This window comes from Micromonospora endophytica (genome assembly GCF_003236305.1).
GTDB classification, from domain to species: Bacteria; Actinomycetota; Actinomycetes; order Mycobacteriales; family Micromonosporaceae; genus Micromonospora; species Micromonospora endophytica.
In genome coordinates, this window is the sequence record NZ_POTX01000013.1 from 16,091 (window position 1) to 33,378 (window position 17,288).

Sequence of the window (17,288 nt, forward strand, 5' to 3'; positions counted from 1 at the left end):
ACGGTGAGTCACTTGTCGAGCGCCTACCTCGCGCCCAGATGGGATGTGAACGATCGTGGTCAGGAAGTCATCCCGGGCTGCCGGCAGCGGCGGGCAGCCGTCGTCCCGGAGCCGCACCACCACACTCGTCGCCCTGCTCAGCTGCGGAGCCCTCGCTCTCAGCGCCTGCGGCGGCAGCAGTCCCACGCCCTCGTCCTCCGCCGGTCCGGATGCCCGAGGAGGCACTCCCCAGGCCGGCGGCACGCTGACGGTGGCGTTGTCCTCCATTCCGCCCGTGATCGACCCGTACGCCACCACCCTCCAGGCGAACTGGCAGACCGCCCGCTCGGTGTGCGAGCCGCTGTTCGACATCTCGACCAGGTACGAGGTCAAGCCGGTCCTGGTGGACAGCTACCAGTACGACCAGAAGCTGACCTACGTGATGAAGCTCCGCTCCGGCGTGAAGTTCCACGACGGGAAGGACCTCACGGCGGCGGACGCGGTCGCCAGCATCCAGCGTTTCCTGCTCACCCCCGGCAACGGGGCGGTGCTCGGCACCAACCTCGAGTCGGTGAAGGAAACCGGCGACCTGGAACTGACTCTCACCCTCAAGCAGCCCAGCGCGATCGTGCCGACGCTGCTGACCACCGCGTACATCATGCCCGCCTCGGTGCAGCAGGACCGGCCGATCACCGAGCCCGCCAACGACCTGATCTGCACCGGCCCGTACAAGCTCGCGTCGTACCAGGCCGACCGGGAAATCCAGTTGGTCCGCTACGACGAGTACGCCGCCCTCGACGAGCCCGGCGACGGTGCCACCGGCAAGAAGGTCGCGTACGCCGACAAGATCGTGTTGACCCCGATGCCGGAGACCTCCGCGCAGGTGCAGGCGCTACAGACCGGCAGCATCGACATGACCTCGGCGCTGCCCCTGGACACCTACCAGACCCTGGCCAGTTCCTCGACTGCCGAACCGGTGCTGCTCAGCGCGCTCAGCGGTTCGACAGTGGTGTTCAACAAGGCCAAGGGCGCGATGTCCAACGTGAAGCTGCGCCAGGCGTTCCTCGCCGCCCTGGACCAGACCCAGATCATGGGCGCCGGCTTCGGCAACGCGGACTTCTACGACCTCGACGGCAGCATCATCCCGAAGGTCAACGCGACCTTCTACACCACCGCGGGCGCCGAGGCGTACAACAAGCCGGACACCGCGAAGGTGGCGCAGCTGATCAAGGAAGCCGGCTACGACGGCAAGCCGATCGTCTGGATGACCACCAAGGCCGACCCCACCTGGTACGGCCCGGTCGAGCCGGCGGTGCAGCTGCTCAAGACCGCCGGACTCAACATCGACCTGCAGGTCATGGACCAGGCGTCGCTGATCCAGCGGCGCACCGATCCGAGCCAGTTCGACCTCTTCTCCTCCGGCATCCCGACCTACGCCGACCCGCTGCTGCTGCCGTACCTGCAGGATGGGTTCCCCGGCGCCTGGACCAACCCGGAGAAGAACAGCCTGCTGTCCAGCCTGGCCACCGAGCCGGACAACGCCAAGCGGGTCCAACTCTGGGGGCAGCTACAGGCGCTGATCTACACCGACGTGCCGTTCCTCAAGTTCGGCACCACCCGCCCGCTGCTCGCCGTCTCCCCGCGTACCCATTTCGACAACGCCGACGCGCTGATGTACGGCTACTACAACGTCTGGCTCCAGGACTCCTGATCCGATGAGCCAGGATCTGACCACCGCACCGCAGGGTGCCGGACCGGAGCCGACCGTCGGTCTGCGCCGCTCCGGCGCCCTGCGCCAGGCACTGCGCCGGCCGGCGATCATCATCGCCGGGGGCCTGTTCATCGTGATCTGTGTCGCCGCGTCGCTCGGCCCGTTCTTCGCCGGCGACCCCAACGCCTTCAACGCCCTCGAACGGCTCCAGGCGCCCAGCCTCGCCCATCCCTTCGGCACCGACAACCTCGGTCGCGACATCGCGGTGCGGGTGTTGTTCGGCGGCCGGGCGTCGCTGCTCGTCGGCTTCGCGGTCGGCCTGGTAAGCGTCGCGGTCGGCTCGCTGATCGGCATCGCCGCGGCGATGTTCCGGCCGGTCGACCTGCTGCTCATGCGGGTGGTCGACGGGATCATGTCGTTCCCGATCATCGTGCTGGCCCTGTCGATGATGGCGATCCTGGGACCTGGCCTACAGACGGTGATCATCAGCCTCAGCATCGTGCTGGTGCCGTCGGTCGCCCGGGTGGTACGTGGCCGGGCGCTTGTGGTGTCCCAACTACCGATGATCGACGCGGCCCGGATGGTCGGCGCCAGCCGCTGGCGGATCATGCGGACCTACGTGCTCGCCCACTGCGTCACCCCGGTCCTGGTGCAGGCCGCCATCGTCTTCACCACCGCCGTGCTCATCGAGTCGGCGCTCAGCTTCATCGGCGCCGGCCTACCCCCCGACACCCCGAGTTGGGGCGCGAGCCTCGCCGAATCCCGCAACTACCTCCAGACCGCCTGGTGGATGTGGTTGTTCCCGGGGCTGGCGCTACTGGCGACCGTCCTGTCGGCGAACGTCGTCATCGACGGGGTACGCGACGTACTCGACCCCCGCAGCGCAAGGAGGTGACAGGTGCTGTCCTACATCGGTAAACGCCTGCTGACCCTGCTGCCGACCGTGCTCGTGCCGGTCATCGTGGTCTTCGTCATCATCCGCCTCGCGCCGGGCGACCCGGCCGCCCAGATCCTCGGCGACCAGGCCACCCCCGAACAGGTGGCCGACCTGCGCCGTCAGCTCGGTCTCGACGCCTCGCTGCTCGCCCAGTTCGGCGCCTTCCTCAAGCGGCTGGTCACGCTGGACCTCGGCGAAAGCCTCTTCCTGCACGCACCGGTCCGCGACCTCATCCCGGGCTACGCCGCCGTCACGCTGGAGATCGGCCTGCTGAGCCTGGTGCTCTCCATCGGTCTCGGCATGGCGGTGGGCATGCTCGCCGCGTTCCGCCGGGGCCACTGGGACGGCCGGATCGGCAGCGGCATCGGCATCGTCGGCATCTCCGTACCGCAGTTCTGGATCGGACTGCTGCTGGTCGTCCTGCTGGCCGTGCAGCTGCCGCTCTTCCCGGTCAGCGGCTACCGACCCTGGTCCGAAGGGGTCGGCCCACACCTGCAGTCCATCTTCCTGCCCGCGCTGACCCTGGCGCTGGCACAACTCGGCATCGTCAGCCGGTTGGTCAGCTCCAGCATCTCCGACGTGCTGAACGAGCCGTTCGTGACCACCGCCCGGTCACTGGGCGTACGGCCCAGGCGGATCCGCGTCAGGCACGTCATGCGGGTGGTCTCGGTGGAGATCCTCACCGTGGTGGGACTGCTGCTGGCGACCGTGCTCTCCGGCAGCGTGGTGGTGGAGAACATCTTCGGCATACCCGGCATGGGACGGCTGCTCTTCGACGCGGTGGGGCGGCGTGACTACGACGTCATCCAGGGCGTGGTGCTCTTCGTGGGCCTGTTCATCATCGTCGTGAACCTGGTGGTCGACCTGCTGTACGCAGTCGTCGATCCCCGGGTCAGATACGGGAAGGGGGCACCGTGAACAGCATCGGCACGCCACCGGGCAGCGCACCGCCGCCCGCGCTGCTGGAGGTCGGCGGCCTCGGTGTCGAGGTGGTGGGACCAGAACCCTTCTCCGCCGTGCGCAACGTGGACCTGACCCTCGCCCCGGGTGAGTCGCTCGCCCTGGTCGGCGAGTCGGGATCCGGCAAGACGGTGACGGCGTCGGCGATCGCCGGGCTGCTGCCGCCCGCCTTGACCGCCACCGGGTCGATCCGCTTCGACGGCAAGGAACTCATCGGCATGCCGGCGCACCAGCGCCGGGAGATCGCCGGCCGCCAGATCGGCTTCGTCTTCCAGGAACCGATGTCGGCACTGCACCCGATCCTCACCGTCGGCAAACAGATCTCCGAGGCGCTGGACGCGCACTTCGACCTCTCCCGCGCGCAACGGCGCGACCGGATCGCCGAACTGCTCGACCTGGTCGGGCTCGGTGGCGGGCGGGACATCGCCAGGTGTCGGATCGGCCAGCTCTCCGGCGGCATGCGGCAACGCGTGATGATCGCCATGGCGATCTCCTGCCGACCCCGGCTGTTGATCGCCGACGAGCCGACCACCGCGCTCGACGTCACCCTCCAGAAGCAGGTGATGGATCTGGTCACCGGGTTGCAGCGGCAACTCGGGTTGGCGCTGATCCTGATCACCCACGATCTGGCGGTGGTCAGTGAGACCTGCGAACGAGTGGCCGTGATGTATGCCGGTGAGATCGTCGAGACCGGCCCGACGAGAGCGATCCTCCGCAACCCTCGACACGAGTACACCCAGGCGTTGATCGAGGCGATCCCCCGGATCGGGGACACCCGCCGCCGGCTGCCGACGGTCGCTGCCACCGCCCCGAACCTGCGCGACGAGCGGGCCGTGCCGGCCGACCGGCGTACCGCCAGCGGGTTGGTGCGGGAAGCGCCCGAACACTGGGTACGACGCGACAGCGCAGGGAGCCGATGATGACACCGCTCGTCGAAGTGCAGGCGCTGAACCGGGTCTTCACGTCCGGCTCGATGTTCGCCAGGCGTCGGGTGTCCGCCGTCCAGGACGTCTCCTTCACCATCGCGGCAGGAGAGACGTACGGCCTGGTCGGCGAGTCCGGTAGCGGCAAGTCGACGGTCGCCCGTCTGATCTCCCGGCTGGACACCCCCACCTCGGGGAGCATCCGGCTCGACGGTCGGGACATCGCCGGGCTGCGGGGCCGGGAACTCACCCAACTTCGCCGCGACGTACAGATGGTGTTCCAGGACCCGTACAGCGCGCTCAACCCCCGGATGAGCGTCCAGGAACTGGTGTACGAGCCGTGGCGCATCCACGGCCTGCACTCCCCGGAGCAGCGGCGAACCCGGTTGATCCGGCTGCTGGACCAGGTCGGGCTGCCCCGCTCGGCGGCGCAGCGCAAACCTGTCGAGTTTTCCGGCGGACAGCGGCAACGCATCATGATCGCCCGTGCGCTGGCGCTGGAACCCCGGCTCCTGATCGCCGACGAGCCGGTGTCCGCGCTGGACGTGTCGGTGCAGGCCCAGGTGCTCAACGTGTTCAAGGATCTCCAGGAGCAACTCGGCCTCGCCTGCCTGTTCATCTCCCATGATCTGTCGGTGGTGGAGTTCGTCAGCGACCGGATCGGGGTGATGTACCTCGGCGAGCTGATCGAGGAGGGCCGACCGGCCGAGATATACCGGGCACCGAAGACCGAGTACACCCGCCGGCTGCTGACCGCCATCCCCCGCATCGAGGCGGGCCCATGACCACCGAAGCGCGACCATGCCGGATCGCCATGGCGTACGGCGACCTGATCGGCACCGAGGTCGACGGCATCCGGGTGTTCCACGGCGTCCCGTTCGCCGAGCCGCCCGTCGGTGAGCTGCGCTGGCGGGCACCACGCCGCCCGCGGCCCTGGTCCGGCCTCCGGGACGCCACCGTGCCCGCACCGGCACCGATCCAACCGGCCTCGCCGTACCTGCCGCGGCTGCGTACCGACGAGGACTGTCTCCACCTGTCGGTGTGGACGCCGGACGAGCCGGGACCGTGGCCGGTGGTGTGCTGGCTCTACGGCGGTGGCTTCGAGGGAGGCACGGCGGTCAGCCCGGTCACCGACCCCCCGCAGCTGGTACGCGAGCAGCGGGTGGTGGTGGTCGCACCCCACTACCGGGTGGGCGCACTCGGCTTCGCCGAACTCCGTCAGCACGGTGGACCGTACGCCGAGGCGAGCAACCTCGGGCTCCGCGACGTGGTGGCCGCGCTGTCCTGGGTGTCGGCCAACATCTCGGCGTTCGGTGGGCAGCCCGGTGCGGTCACCGTCGTCGGGCAGAGTGCCGGCGCGTTTCTCGCCGGTGCGTTGCCGGCGACGCCCTCGGCCGCCGGGTTGTTCCACCGGCTCGCGCTCTTCTCCGGCGGCGCCTCCCGACTGGTACCGCTCGACCGGGCCAGGCAGATCGGCGACGACTTCCTCGCCGCCCTCGGCGGTTCGTCGACCGACGCCGTGCTCGCCGCCCAGCAGACCGCGGTGGCCCGGGACATCGGTGCCCGCAACGGCCCACGGCCGCACAGCTTCGGCGTCGTGCTCGACGGCGAGCTGGTGAACATCCATCCGATGCGGGCGGCGACCGAGACGGCCTCGGTGCCGATGCTGGTGGCGACCACCACCGAGGAGGTCGCGGCGATGCGCGGCCCCGAGCAGTTCGCCGCCGCCGGGCTCCCCGGAGTGGTCGACGAGGTGGTCTCGTGGGGCGTCGAGCGGGACCGCGCCGAGGCAGTCGTTCGGCACTACGCCACCGGACGCTCCCCGGACCAGAGCCGGGAAGCGCTGCTCACCGACTACATCTACCGGCTGCCGGCACTGCGGCTGGCCGCCGGGCGAGCGGCCAGCGGAGCCCACACCTGGGTCTGCGCGTTCGGCCGCTCGCCGAGCCTCGGCCCGGTCGCCGGCCACGGCATGGAGACTCCGCTGCTGTTCGGCACCACCGAGGCGCCGCCCGTCGCCGACCTGTTCGGCTACCCGTCCTCGGCGGCCGGCCGACGCCGCGAACTCAGCCGCCGGATCCGGGAACACCTCGGGGCGTTCGTGCACCGAGGTGACCCGGGTTGGCCGGCGGTGACCACACCACGCCGGATCGGTGGCCTGCTGGTCGCCGACGACGACCTCAGCCATCAGTCGGATCTCGACGGCGGTACGCGCGAGATCTGGGAAGGAATCGAACGGCCGTGACCCATCAAGGCGTGGCCACGGCGGACCAGACGCCGGTGACGCATGATCGTTCGACGACGTACCGGATCGCGGTCGGCGCCGGTTTCGCCGGTGACCGTTACGAACCGGCCGAGGATCTGGCCCGGCGGGGAGACCTCGACGCCCTGGTCTTCGAGTGCCTGGCCGAGCGCACCATCGCCCTGGCCCAACAGGGCCTGCGGCGGGGCACCTCTGCCGGCTACGACCCGCGGATCCTGCGCCGGCTACGCGGCAGCCTGGTGCCGGTCATCGGATCGGGTGGTCTGATCGTCACCAACGCGGGCGCCGCCAACCCGCACGGTGCCGCCCTGGCCGTGCGGGACCTGGCCCGCGAACTCGGCCTGGCCGACCTTCCGGTCGCCGCGGTGACCGGCGACGACGTGCTCGACCGACTGGTGCTCGACGACTGCCAGGTGCTCGGCACCGACCTCACCCTGGACCGGTACCGGGGACGGATCGTCTCCGCCAACGCGTACACCGGTGCGGCCGGCATCGCCGACGCCATCCGGGCCGGTGCCCGGATCGTGCTCGCCGGGCGTACCGCCGACGCCGCCCTCTTTCTCGGTCCGCTGGCGGTGCGGTTCGGCTGGGATCTCGCCGCCGGCACCGATCCGGTGGCCAACGGGCTGCTCGTCGGGCACCTGTTGGAGTGCGCCGGCCAGCTCACCGGCGGCTACTTCGCCGACGGTCCACGCAAGACCGTGCCGGACCTCGCGCGCCTCGGCTTTCCCTACGCCGATGTCGAGGCTGACGGTAGCGCCGTCTACCGCAAGCTGCCGGGCACCGGCGGCCGGCTCGACACCCTCACGGTGGTCGAGCAGCTCCTCTACGAGATCGAGGACCCGCATCGCTACGTCACCCCCGACGGCGTACTGGACCTGTCCGGGGTGACCATCGACGAGGTCGGTGCCGACGAGATCACTGCCCACGGCGCGACGATCACCAGCCAGCCGGAGCAGCTCAAGGTCAGTGTGGGCATCGATGACGGCTTCCTCGCCTCCGCCGAGATCGTCTACGCCGGCACCGGCTGCCGGGCGCGCGCCGAACTGGCCGCACGGATCATCGCCGAACGATGGGCCGAGGTGCACCACCGACCGGCCGGCGAACTCACCTTCGACCTCGTCGGACTGAGCAGTGCCCGACCGTTCTGGCAGCCCGGCGACGGACCGGAACCGCTGGAGGTGCGGCTGCGCGCCTCCGCCCGGACCTGGTCCCGCGCGGACGCGGCGATCCTGGGCGAGGAGATGGAGGCGCTGTACACCAACGGGCCGGCCGGGGGTGGCGGCGTGACCGCACAGGTCCGGGAAACGGTAGGAGTGGTCTCCACCCTCATCCCCCGGTCCCTGGTGCAGACGAAGGTCGAGGTGCTGGCATGACCGTGGTGACCAGACGCCTGTGGGACATCGCCCACGCCCGCGCCGGTGACAAGGGTGACAGCTCCATCCTGCTGCTCCGCACCTACCCGGGCGAGGACTTCGGCACCCTGGTCGCGGTGCTGACCGTGGCGCGGGTCGCCGAACACTTCCAGGTGCCCGCCGACGCCGTGTCGATCACGCCGGTGCCCCGCCTGTCGGCGTTGACCCTCGTGGTGCGGGGTGGGTTGGCCGGCGGAGTGACCCGATCACCCCGAGTCGACCCGCACGGCAAGACCCTCTCCGGCCACCTGCTCGACCTGCGGGTGCCCTGGCCTGTCTCGGATCGACACCCCGACGTGGAGGCGTCATGACCCACCTGGACATCGACCGGCTGCTGGCCGAGTTGACCCTGCCCGAGAAGGCGGCGCTGCTCAGCGGCTCCGACTTCTGGCACACCACGCCGGTCGAACGGCTCGGCATACCGGCGGTCATGCTGACCGACGGGCCGCACGGACTACGCAAGGAGGCCGGCGACGGCGAGCAGCTGGGCCTGGCAAACAGCGTGCCGGCAACCTGCTTCCCCACTGCGGCGGCTCTGGCCTCGACCTGGAATCCCGAACTCCTCACCGGGATCGGTGCCGCGCTCGGCCGGGAATGCCGCACGGAGGGCGTGGCCGTGCTGCTCGGGCCGGGTGTCAACATGAAACGGTCGCCGCTGTGCGGCCGGAACTTCGAATACTTCGCCGAGGACCCGTTGCTCGCCGGTGAACTCGGTGCCGCCCTGGTCACCGGCGTCCAGTCCCAGGGCGTCGGCACGTCGGTGAAGCACTTCGCCGTCAACAACCAGGAGACCGACCGGATGACGGTCTCGGCGGAGGTCGACGAACGCAGCCTGCGGGAGATCTACCTGGCGGCGTTCGAGCGGATCGTCACGCAGGCCCGGCCGTGGACCGTGATGTGCTCGTACAACCGGATCAACGGGGTGTACGCCTCGGAGAACCGCTGGCTCCTGACCGAGGTGCTGCGGCGTGACTGGGGATTCGACGGGCTGGTGGTGTCGGACTGGGGAGCGGTCAACGAGCGGGACGCGGCAGTATCCGCCGGCCTCGACCTGGAGATGCCCTCGTCCCAGGGCATCGGCCCCCGCAAGATCGTCGAGGCGGTTCGTTCGGGCGTACTCGACGAGGCGGACGTCGACCTCGCCGTCGTCCGGGTGCTGCACCTGGTGAACCGGGCACTGCCCGGACTCTCCGACCGGCAGCCCTACGACCCGCAGGCGCATCACCGGTTGGCACACGAGGCGGCGGTGCAGAGCGCCGTGCTGCTGCGCAACGAGGGCGGCCTGCTGCCGCTGGCACCGACCGGCGGCCCGGTCGCGGTGATCGGCGAATTCGCCCGCACCCCGCGTTACCAGGGCGCCGGCAGCTCGCAGGTGAACCCGACCCGGCTCGACGACGCGTTGAGCGCGTTGCGGACCTCGTTCGGAGCCGGACGCGAGGTCACCTTCGCGCCCGGATACCGCATCGAGTCGGAACAGGTCGACGAGACACTCCTCGCCGAGGCGGTCGCGCAGGCACGCGCCGCGGCGGTCGCCGTGGTGTTCCTCGGACTGCCGCCGGCCGCCGAATCGGAAGGCTACGACCGGGACACCATGGCACTGCCGGCGCACCAGGTGACGCTGCTCGAACGGATCGCCGAGGTCAACGACAACACCGTGGTGGTGCTCGCCAACGGCGGCGCGGTCCTGGTGGACCCGTGGCAGCAGCGGGTGCGGGCGGTGCTGGAAGGGTGGCTGCTGGGCCAGGCGGGTGGCGGGGCGATCGCCGATCTGCTGCTGGGCCGGGCCAACCCGTCCGGCCGGCTGGCCGAGACCATACCGCTGAGGTACGCGGACAACCCCACCATCGGCGCCTTCCCCGGCGAGCACGGCACCGTGCGGTACGGCGAGGGCCTGCTGATCGGCTACCGCTGGTACGACGCGCGCGAACTGCCGGTCGCCTACCCGTTCGGGCACGGGCTCTCGTACACCACCTTCGGGTACGGCGAGGCGCGCGCCACCGTGCACGGTGCGGGACCGGACGTCCGGGTCGAGGTCGGGTGCGTCATCACCAACACCGGCGACCGGGCCGGACACGAGGTCGTCCAGGTCTACGTCTCGGACCCGCACGCCTCGGTGTACCGGCCGCGGCAGGAGCTGAAGGGCTTCGCCAAGGTGTGGCTGGAACCGGGTGCCAGCACCGAGGTGACAATGACACTGGATGCGCGAGCGCTGTCCTACTGGGACACCCGCCACGGCCGCTGGGTGGTCGAGGGCGGCGATTTCGACATCCGGATCGGTGCCTCGTCACGAGACATCCGCCGCATCGTGACGGTCTCGGTGACCGGTGAGGACCTCACCCTGCCCGTCAGCGCCGAGTCGCTGGCCGCGCAGTGGTTGGCCGATCCGCGCCTCGGTCCGCGGCTGTCGGCGGCGCTGGCTACCAGGACCGACCCGTCGGGCCTGGGTGCGCTCCTGGTCGGACCGGACGCCAACGCGATGATCCTGGCCATCCCGATGCGGCGGCTCGTCCGCTTTCCGGGCTTCCCGGTGACCGAGGAGGATCTGGCCCACTGGCTGGCCGAGACCGGGCCGTAGCGCAGCGCCGCCGACGACCGCCGCTCAAGCCGCGTCGGCGTAACACTCGACTGTCGACAAATCCAGCGGGAACCGCACCGCGGTGTCGCCGAAGAGCAGGCTGGTGGCCCGCCGGCCGGCCCGCTCGACCGCCTCGGCGACCCGGGTGGCCTGCCCGGCCGGGCAGTGCACGATCACCTCGTCGTGCTGAAAGAAGACCAGCTCGGCCTCGGTGCCGGCCAGCTCGCCCCGGAGCACCGCCAGCAGGGTCGAGGCCCACTCGGCGGCGGTGGCCTGGATGACGAAGTTGCGGGTGAACCGGCCCCGGGACCGGGCCGCCCGCGCCCGGGGCGAACCCGGATCGTCGGCCGACTCCGGGGCGGCGGCGTCGTCGTCGAACCCCGCCGTGCCCGGTGGGCAGGTCCGCCCCAGCCAGGACCGCACCAGGCCACCGGTCTCGCCGGTGCGCGCCGCCGCCTCGACATAACCGAACGCCGTCGGGTAGCTGCGCCGCAGCACCGCCAGGGCCGGCACCGCCGCGCCGCCGGTCTGCCCGTACATCGCGCCGAGCAGGGCGACCTTGGCCCGGGCCCGGTCACCACCGAAGGCGTCCCGAGCCAGGGCGGCGTAGAGGTCGCCGGTCGCGCCGGCCCGGGCCAGCCGGAGATCACCGGAGACGGCGGCGAGCACCCGCGGCTCCAACTGCCCGGCGTCGGCCACCACGAAGCGCCAACCCGGGTCGGCCACCGCCGCCCGGCGGATCACCTTCGGGATCTGCAACGCGCCGCCACCACGGGTGGCCCAGCGTCCCGACACCACCGCGGCGGGCACGTACTCCGGCCGGAAGCGGCCGTCGCGCACCCAGGCGTCCCGCCACGCCCACCCGTGCGCCGTCCAGATCCGGTAGAGCTCCTTGTATTCCAGGACCAGTGGCACCGCCGGGTGGTCCACGCCACGCAGCACCCAGGCGCGGGTGTTCGGCAGCCGCACGCCGGCCCGCGCGAACGCCTTCAGCAGCTCCGCCGGGCTGTCGGTGTGCAGCTGGCGCACCCCGAAGGCGTCGGCGATGCGCGCGGCAAGCTCGGCCAGCCGTCGGGGCGGCCCGCCGACCGGGGACGGCTCCCCCAGCAACTCGGTCAGCACGGCGTCGTGCACGTCGGCGCGCCAGGGCAGGCCGACCGCGCCCATCTCGGCCGCGATCAGCGCACCGGCCGACTCGGCGGCCACCAGCAGCCGGAACCGGCCCGGGTCGGCGGTTGCCGCGATGCGATCGAGCTGGTCGGCGTACACCCTGGTCAAGGCCGTGATGTCCGGACCCGGCGGGCCGGGCACGGCATCGAAGAGGGTGGCCTGCCCGGTGCCGGGCGGGGCGACGGCCCGGGGTGGCGGATCGGCGGGCACCGGCGCGCCGGTCAGCCGGGCCCACGCGGCGGCCAGCGACCGGGGTTCGCCGCCCCGGCCGGCGTGGCCGAGCAGCAACGCCTCGGTCAGCTCGACGTCGTGGCACCGCTCGACCCGGACCCCGGCGCGCAGCAGCGCGGGGCAGAGAGTGGCACCGGAGGCCCAGACCCAGCGCGGCTGCGCGGCGCGCTCCCGGGCGGCCACCGCGGCGGGCAGGTCGGTCACCGCCTCCGGTGGGCCGGCCGGGTCGCCGGCCGGGCCGAGGGCTTGCAGCACTCCCCCGCCCCGGTCGTCAGCAACCACCGCCACCAGCACGTACGCGATTCTGCCCGGCCCCTGTGACACCCCAGGGGGTAACCCGGGGTGAGGTTACTTGGAGACGCCGGCGGTGAGGCCGGACTGGACCTGGCGTTGGAAGACGATATAGACGATGAGCACCGGGAGCATCGCCATGGTGACGCCGGCGAACAGCCCGGACCAGTCGGAGCGGTAGCCCTGGTTGACCGAGAGTTCGATCAGGCCCTGGGAGATCACCTGGTTCTTCGGCTCGCCGGCCACCGACTGCATCAGCAGGGTCGGCAGGTACCACTGGTTCCACTGGCCGAGGACGTTGAAGATACCGATGCTGATCAGCCCCGGCTTGGCCATCGGCAGCATGACGCTGAAGAACAACCGGCTGTGCGACGCCCCGTCGACCAGGGCCGCCTCGGCGATCGCGGTCGGCAGGGTACGGAAGAACGAGTGCATGAAGAAGACGGTGAACGCCAGCGACCAGGCCACGTAGACCAGAATCAGCATGAGGTGACTGTTCGGGCCGAGGAAAGGCAGCGTCACGCCCATGTTGTAGACGCCCTTGAACAGCGGCACCGCGGCCAGGTAGATCGGCAGCGTCAACCCGGACAGGAACATGTAGTAGATCAGCCGGTTGCCGGGGAAGTCGTAGCGCGCCAGCACGTACGCGGCCATCGAGCCGAGCAGCATGGTGAGGAAGACGCTGCCGGTCAGCACCAGCACGGTGTTCAGGAAGAACGAACCGATCTGCCCCTCGGTCCAGGCTCGGGCGAAGTTGCCCCACTGCAACGTCTCCGGAAACAGCGACAGCGGATTGCGGATGACCTCCGCGTCGGTCTTGAGCGCCGACATCACCACCCACAGCAGCGGGTAGACCACCATGATCGCCCAGACGGCGAGGAAGAGGTGCGAGAAGCCGTTGAAGAACTTCGCCCCGGCGCGGCTGCCGCCGGCGGCGGCCCGCCGACCCGGCGTACGGTCCGACGGTGGGGCCTGGTCGGCCCCGGCCGGACCACCCGGGGTGTGGGTCACCGTGCTCATCGTCGGTGTCTCCTCAGTACTCGATGCGCTCACGACGGGTGATCCTCAGCTGCAACGCGGCCAGCAGGATCGTGAAGATCGCCAGGGCCACCGCGATCGCGCAGGCGTAGCCGAACTGGCCCTTCTGGAACGCGTTGAAGTTGATCACCGAGGCGAAGATCTCGCTGGCGTGGTTCGGGCCGCCCTGGCTCGGGGTCATGATGTAGACCAGGGCGAACATGTCAAGCGCGATGAAACCCAGGTACACCCAGGCCACCGAGACGGTGTCCCGCAGCAGCGGCAGGGTGAGCCGGAAGAAGGTGTGGAAGCGTCCGGCACCGTCCAGGAGGGCCGCCTCGTAGATCTCCTTCGGGATGGACTGCATGGCCGCCGAGAACAGCACCATGTAGAACCCGGCGCCGCTCCAGACCGCGATCAGCAGCAGCCACCACAGCACCGCCGGTACGCCGAGGAACGGCTCCGGGTCGTACACGAAGGTGATCGGGTCCTCCGGGTTCACCAACCCGATCTTCATCAGTACGCCGTTGATCAGGCCCTGGCCGTCGGCGCGGTAGATCTGCTGCCACATCACCGCGATGACGACCAGGGACAACACCTGCGGGAAGAAGAAGATCACCTTGTACAGGCTGGAGCCGAAGACGCCCCGGATGCCGGCCTTGTCCTCGCGTCCGCCCACGTTGAGCAGGAACGCGAGGAACAGGGCCAGCGCGATGGTGAACAGCGGCACGGTGACCAGGAAGAAGACGTTGTGCCAGAACGCCTTCCTGATCAGCTCGTCGGAGAAGAGCCGGAGGTAGTTCTCCAGCCCGACGAACTGCTGCCGGTCGGAGTAGCCGCCCCAGTCGGTCAGCGAGTATCCGGCCGCCTGGAGGAAGGGCCACACCACGTAGCAGAGGTACAGCCCGACCGGCAGCGCCAGGAAACCCGTGACGAACCGCGCAACACCGTGCCGCATTTGGCGCTCACTTCCTCGTTGGATCAGATCCGGGTGTCACGCGTCGCGGGTCTGCTTCTTGATCGACGAGTCCTTGGCGACCTTGTCCGCTGCGGCCTGCATCTTGTCGATGAACTGCGCGGCGGTGAGCCGGCCGGCCATCAGCTCCTGGGAGAGGTTCTGACTCTCCTTGTCCAGGTCGGCGTAGAAGTTCCAGTACTTGACCGAGACCAGGTCCTTCGGCGCGTTCTTCATCAGCTCGTTGGCGCTGGCCAGCGCCGAGTCCTGGACGTTGTCGCCGGAGCCCGCGGTCGAGGCGAGCGACTTGGTCAGCTCGGCGAACTTCGCCGAGCCGGCCTTGGAGAGCACCGCCCGCAGGAACTCCTTGGCCGCCGCCTTGTTCGGGGCCTTGCTCGGCACCACGATGCCCTCGCCGGCACCGGCGTAGACGTCGTTCGGCGCCTTGTCGGTGGCGCCCAGGCCCCAGTAGTCGGAGATCTTCATCTCGAAGCCGGGCGGGATGGTCTCCGCCATCTCGTTCTTGAGCCAGGTGCCGACCTGGATGAAGGCGGCCTTGCCGTCCAGCCACGCCTGCTGCGACTGGGTGTGGTCGAGCCGGCCGGGCAGCACCAGCTTGTCCTTGACCAGCTTCTCCCACTGCTCCAGCGCGGGCAGCACACCCTCGGCCCGCCAGGCGTTCTCCTTCAGGTTGTCGATGTCGATGACCGCCTGCTTGCCGGCCGACTTCCAGATGGTGGCCATCAGCGCCCAGCGCGGGTAGTAGCCGTGCACCGCGTCGTAGACGTACGGTGCCATGCCCTTGGCCTTGATCTTCGGGGCGAGGGCGAAGAACTCCTCGAAGGTCTTCGGCGGCGTCCAACCCTCCTTGCTGAACAGGGCCGCGTTGTACCAGTTGCCCCAGACCGTGTAGGCGATGTTCACCACGTAGAACTTGCCCTGGTAGGTGCCGTCGGCGACGGTGCCCGGCAGCAGGGTGTCCGCGACAGTGCCGCCACCCTCCCAGGCCGGGGCGGCGAGCAGGTCGTCCAGCGGCTCGATCGCGCCCTCGTTGACCAGGGTGCTGATGTCCATGATGTCGGCGCCCGAGTTCATCACCACGTCGCTGGGCGTGGTCGCCATCTTGGGCTGCTCTTCGGTCTTGATCTTCTGGGTGGAGCTCATGTTGACCGTGACGTTCGGGTGCTTGGCGTTGAAGATCGCCTTGTCCTCCTGCGCCCACTTGTCACCGAGCCCACCGTTGAAGATCACCACCTTCACGGCGCCGCTCTCCGGCACGCCGAAGGGGTTGTCGTTGCTCTTCTCCCCGGCGTTGTCGTTGTTCTGGCTCGGCGTGCTGCCGGCACAGGCGCTGAGCAGGCCGGCGGCCGGGGTCACCAGGAGACCCGCGGCCGCCGCACGGCGCAGCAGGGTCCGGCGGTCCAGTTCGGGGGTAGCAGACATCTCTGACTCTCCTTGTGGTTTCGGACTTCTCATGAGGTGGTCCCCCTCGCGGCCTTGTGCCCGTCGACGGCCTGGGCGGTACGCCGGAAGGCCGCGTGGGCACGGTCGTGGGTACGCTGCGCGACCGCGATGTAGAGCAGATCGAGCACCACCAGCTGCGGATGCCGGGCCGACAGCGCGTCCGGCCGGAACGTGGTGGCCTGGCTGGCGGTGAGCAGGACGATGTCGGCCAGCTCGGCCAGTGGCGAGCGACGGAAACCGGTCAACGCGATAGTCGTCGCGCCCCGGCTGCCGCCCTCGGCGAGCATCTCGATGACCTCGCGGGTCTGGCCGCTGTGCGAGATGCCCAGCGCGACATCACCCGGGCGCAGCAGCGCGGCGGCGGCGAGCCCGGAGTGCACGTCGTTCCACGCCCACGCGGCCACCCCGATGCGGTGCAGGCTGAACTGCATCTCCGCACCGACCAGCGCACTGCCGCTGGCGCCGAAGATGTTCACCCGGCTGGCCCCGGCGATGGCGACCGCGGCGCGTTCCACCTCGGCGAGGTCGAGCAGCGCGGCGGTGTCGTGCATGGCCCGGGTGTCGGCCGCGATGATCTGCTCCAGCACCCGTTCCAGCGGGTCGCTGGGCTGGATCTCCCGTCCGATGTCGACCGACCAGCCGGCCGAGCGGGTCCGGCCGGTCTCGGTGGCGATGCCCAGTCGCAGGTCGGCGTAGCCGTCGAAGCCCATCGCCCGGCAGAACCGGGTGACAGTCGCCGGTGAGGTGCCGCTGCGTTCGGCCAGCTCCACGATGGTGGCCCGGGCCGCTGCCTCCGGGTCGCTCAGCACGTGCTCGGCGACCCGGCGCAGCGCGCCGGTCAGCTCGTCGGCACCGGTGCGGACCCGGGCCAGTATCCCGTCGGAGGCGACACCGATCAGGCCCCGCCGGTCGACCCCCTCGGCGTCGGCCACCGCGGTGCCCGCGGAGGTTTCCGCCTCGTGATCAACCATGGGACACCTTTCGGAAAAGACTGTTAACTGTTAGTGGTAAAAGTTCTTACTGAAGCCACCTCCGTGTCAAGACTGTGGGCGAAGTTTTCAAACTGTTACCTGGCGCGTACTCCCCGAGAGGATCCGTCGCTTCTCGTCGATGGCCGCCGCGACCAGCACGAACACTCCGCCGGCCGCCGGGCGGTGCCCGTCGCGGCCCGACAGCACCGGCCGGACGCGCCGCCGCGCGCGGCCGGAGTCCGGACCGTCGCCGTCGGCACGACGCGGGCGCGCGGGCCGGGCACGGCCCGGCTCGCCGCGCGCGACCTGCCCGAGGTGACCGACCCGACGCCCAGCACACCCGCCTGATCGGAATCCGGAAACAGTCGCCTTACTGACACCCGCCGATTCCTTCTCGTCGTACGGCCACTGTCGAGACGACTACCG

At 70.2% G+C, this 17,288-nt stretch carries 15 protein-coding genes; 10 read left to right on the forward strand and 5 right to left on the reverse strand.

Annotated elements, in window-relative coordinates:
* The first annotated feature begins 55 nt into the window (after nt 1–55).
* The 9 genes from C1I93_RS03520 to C1I93_RS03560 are packed head-to-tail and all read left to right on the forward strand — an operon-like array spanning nt 56 to nt 10,763.
* A complete protein-coding gene (locus C1I93_RS03520; protein WP_111241753.1) occupies nt 56–1,690 on the forward strand; it encodes an ABC transporter substrate-binding protein in 1,635 nt (544 codons plus the stop codon).
* Between the two features lie 4 nt (nt 1,691–1,694).
* Nucleotides 1,695–2,585: an ABC transporter permease gene (locus C1I93_RS03525; RefSeq protein WP_111241754.1), complete on the forward strand. Its 891-nt coding sequence runs from the start codon at nt 1,695–1,697 to the stop codon at nt 2,583–2,585.
* 3 nt (nt 2,586–2,588) lie between these two features.
* Nucleotides 2,589–3,545 (forward strand): ABC transporter permease, encoded by a 957-nt coding sequence (locus tag C1I93_RS03530; RefSeq protein ID WP_111241755.1) that lies wholly within the window; start codon nt 2,589–2,591, stop codon nt 3,543–3,545.
* A complete protein-coding gene (locus C1I93_RS03535) occupies nt 3,542–4,507 on the forward strand; it encodes an ABC transporter ATP-binding protein (RefSeq protein ID WP_212808338.1) in 966 nt (321 codons plus the stop codon). Before C1I93_RS03530 ends, C1I93_RS03535 begins: the two co-directional genes overlap by 4 nt.
* Nucleotides 4,507–5,295, forward strand: a complete 789-nt coding sequence (locus C1I93_RS03540) for an ATP-binding cassette domain-containing protein (protein WP_111241756.1) — start codon at nt 4,507–4,509, stop codon at nt 5,293–5,295. Before C1I93_RS03535 ends, C1I93_RS03540 begins: the two co-directional genes overlap by 1 nt.
* Nucleotides 5,292–6,755, forward strand: coding sequence for a carboxylesterase family protein (locus C1I93_RS03545; RefSeq protein ID WP_111241757.1), 1,464 nt, complete (start codon nt 5,292–5,294; stop codon nt 6,753–6,755). Before C1I93_RS03540 ends, C1I93_RS03545 begins: the two co-directional genes overlap by 4 nt.
* The gene (locus C1I93_RS03550) at nt 6,752–8,149 is read left to right on the forward strand and encodes an acyclic terpene utilization AtuA family protein (RefSeq protein WP_212808337.1); all 1,398 of its coding nucleotides are present in this window, start codon (nt 6,752–6,754) and stop codon (nt 8,147–8,149) included. The genes C1I93_RS03545 and C1I93_RS03550 overlap by 4 nt, the downstream gene beginning before the upstream one ends.
* A complete protein-coding gene (locus C1I93_RS03555) occupies nt 8,146–8,499 on the forward strand; it encodes an AtuA-related protein (protein ID WP_111241758.1) in 354 nt (117 codons plus the stop codon). Before C1I93_RS03550 ends, C1I93_RS03555 begins: the two co-directional genes overlap by 4 nt.
* Entirely contained in the window at nt 8,496–10,763 is a 2,268-nt protein-coding gene (locus tag C1I93_RS03560; RefSeq protein ID WP_111241759.1) for a glycoside hydrolase family 3 C-terminal domain-containing protein, read from the forward strand. The genes C1I93_RS03555 and C1I93_RS03560 overlap by 4 nt, the downstream gene beginning before the upstream one ends.
* 24 nt (nt 10,764–10,787) lie before the next feature.
* On the opposite strand, the gene C1I93_RS03565 is transcribed toward C1I93_RS03560, so the two are convergent.
* The 5 genes from C1I93_RS03565 to C1I93_RS03585 are packed head-to-tail and all read right to left on the reverse strand — an operon-like array spanning nt 10,788 to nt 16,862.
* The gene (locus tag C1I93_RS03565) at nt 10,788–12,488 is read right to left on the reverse strand and encodes a bifunctional 3'-5' exonuclease/DNA polymerase (RefSeq protein ID WP_111241760.1); all 1,701 of its coding nucleotides are present in this window, start codon (nt 12,486–12,488) and stop codon (nt 10,788–10,790) included.
* 24 nt (nt 12,489–12,512) lie between these two features.
* Entirely contained in the window at nt 12,513–13,475 is a 963-nt protein-coding gene (locus tag C1I93_RS03570; protein WP_111241761.1) for a carbohydrate ABC transporter permease, read from the reverse strand.
* A 13-nt stretch (nt 13,476–13,488) separates the two neighbouring features.
* Nucleotides 13,489–14,430, reverse strand: coding sequence for a carbohydrate ABC transporter permease (locus C1I93_RS03575; protein WP_111241762.1), 942 nt, complete (start codon nt 14,428–14,430; stop codon nt 13,489–13,491).
* Between the two features lie 36 nt (nt 14,431–14,466).
* Nucleotides 14,467–15,870 carry an N-acetylglucosamine/diacetylchitobiose ABC transporter substrate-binding protein gene (ngcE, locus tag C1I93_RS03580; protein WP_111241763.1) on the reverse strand — a complete coding sequence of 468 codons (1,404 nt, stop codon included), beginning with the start codon at nt 15,868–15,870 and terminating at the stop codon, nt 14,467–14,469.
* A 29-nt stretch (nt 15,871–15,899) separates the two neighbouring features.
* Complete coding sequence (locus tag C1I93_RS03585; protein ID WP_111241764.1) at nt 15,900–16,862, reverse strand: MurR/RpiR family transcriptional regulator; 963 nt, start codon at nt 16,860–16,862, stop codon at nt 15,900–15,902.
* Between the two features lie 63 nt (nt 16,863–16,925).
* Here C1I93_RS03585 and C1I93_RS31120 point away from each other — a divergent pair, with 63 nt between their 5' ends.
* Complete coding sequence (locus C1I93_RS31120) at nt 16,926–17,210, forward strand: hypothetical protein (protein WP_146603420.1); 285 nt, start codon at nt 16,926–16,928, stop codon at nt 17,208–17,210.
* Nucleotides 17,211–17,288: the final 78 nt, after the last annotated feature.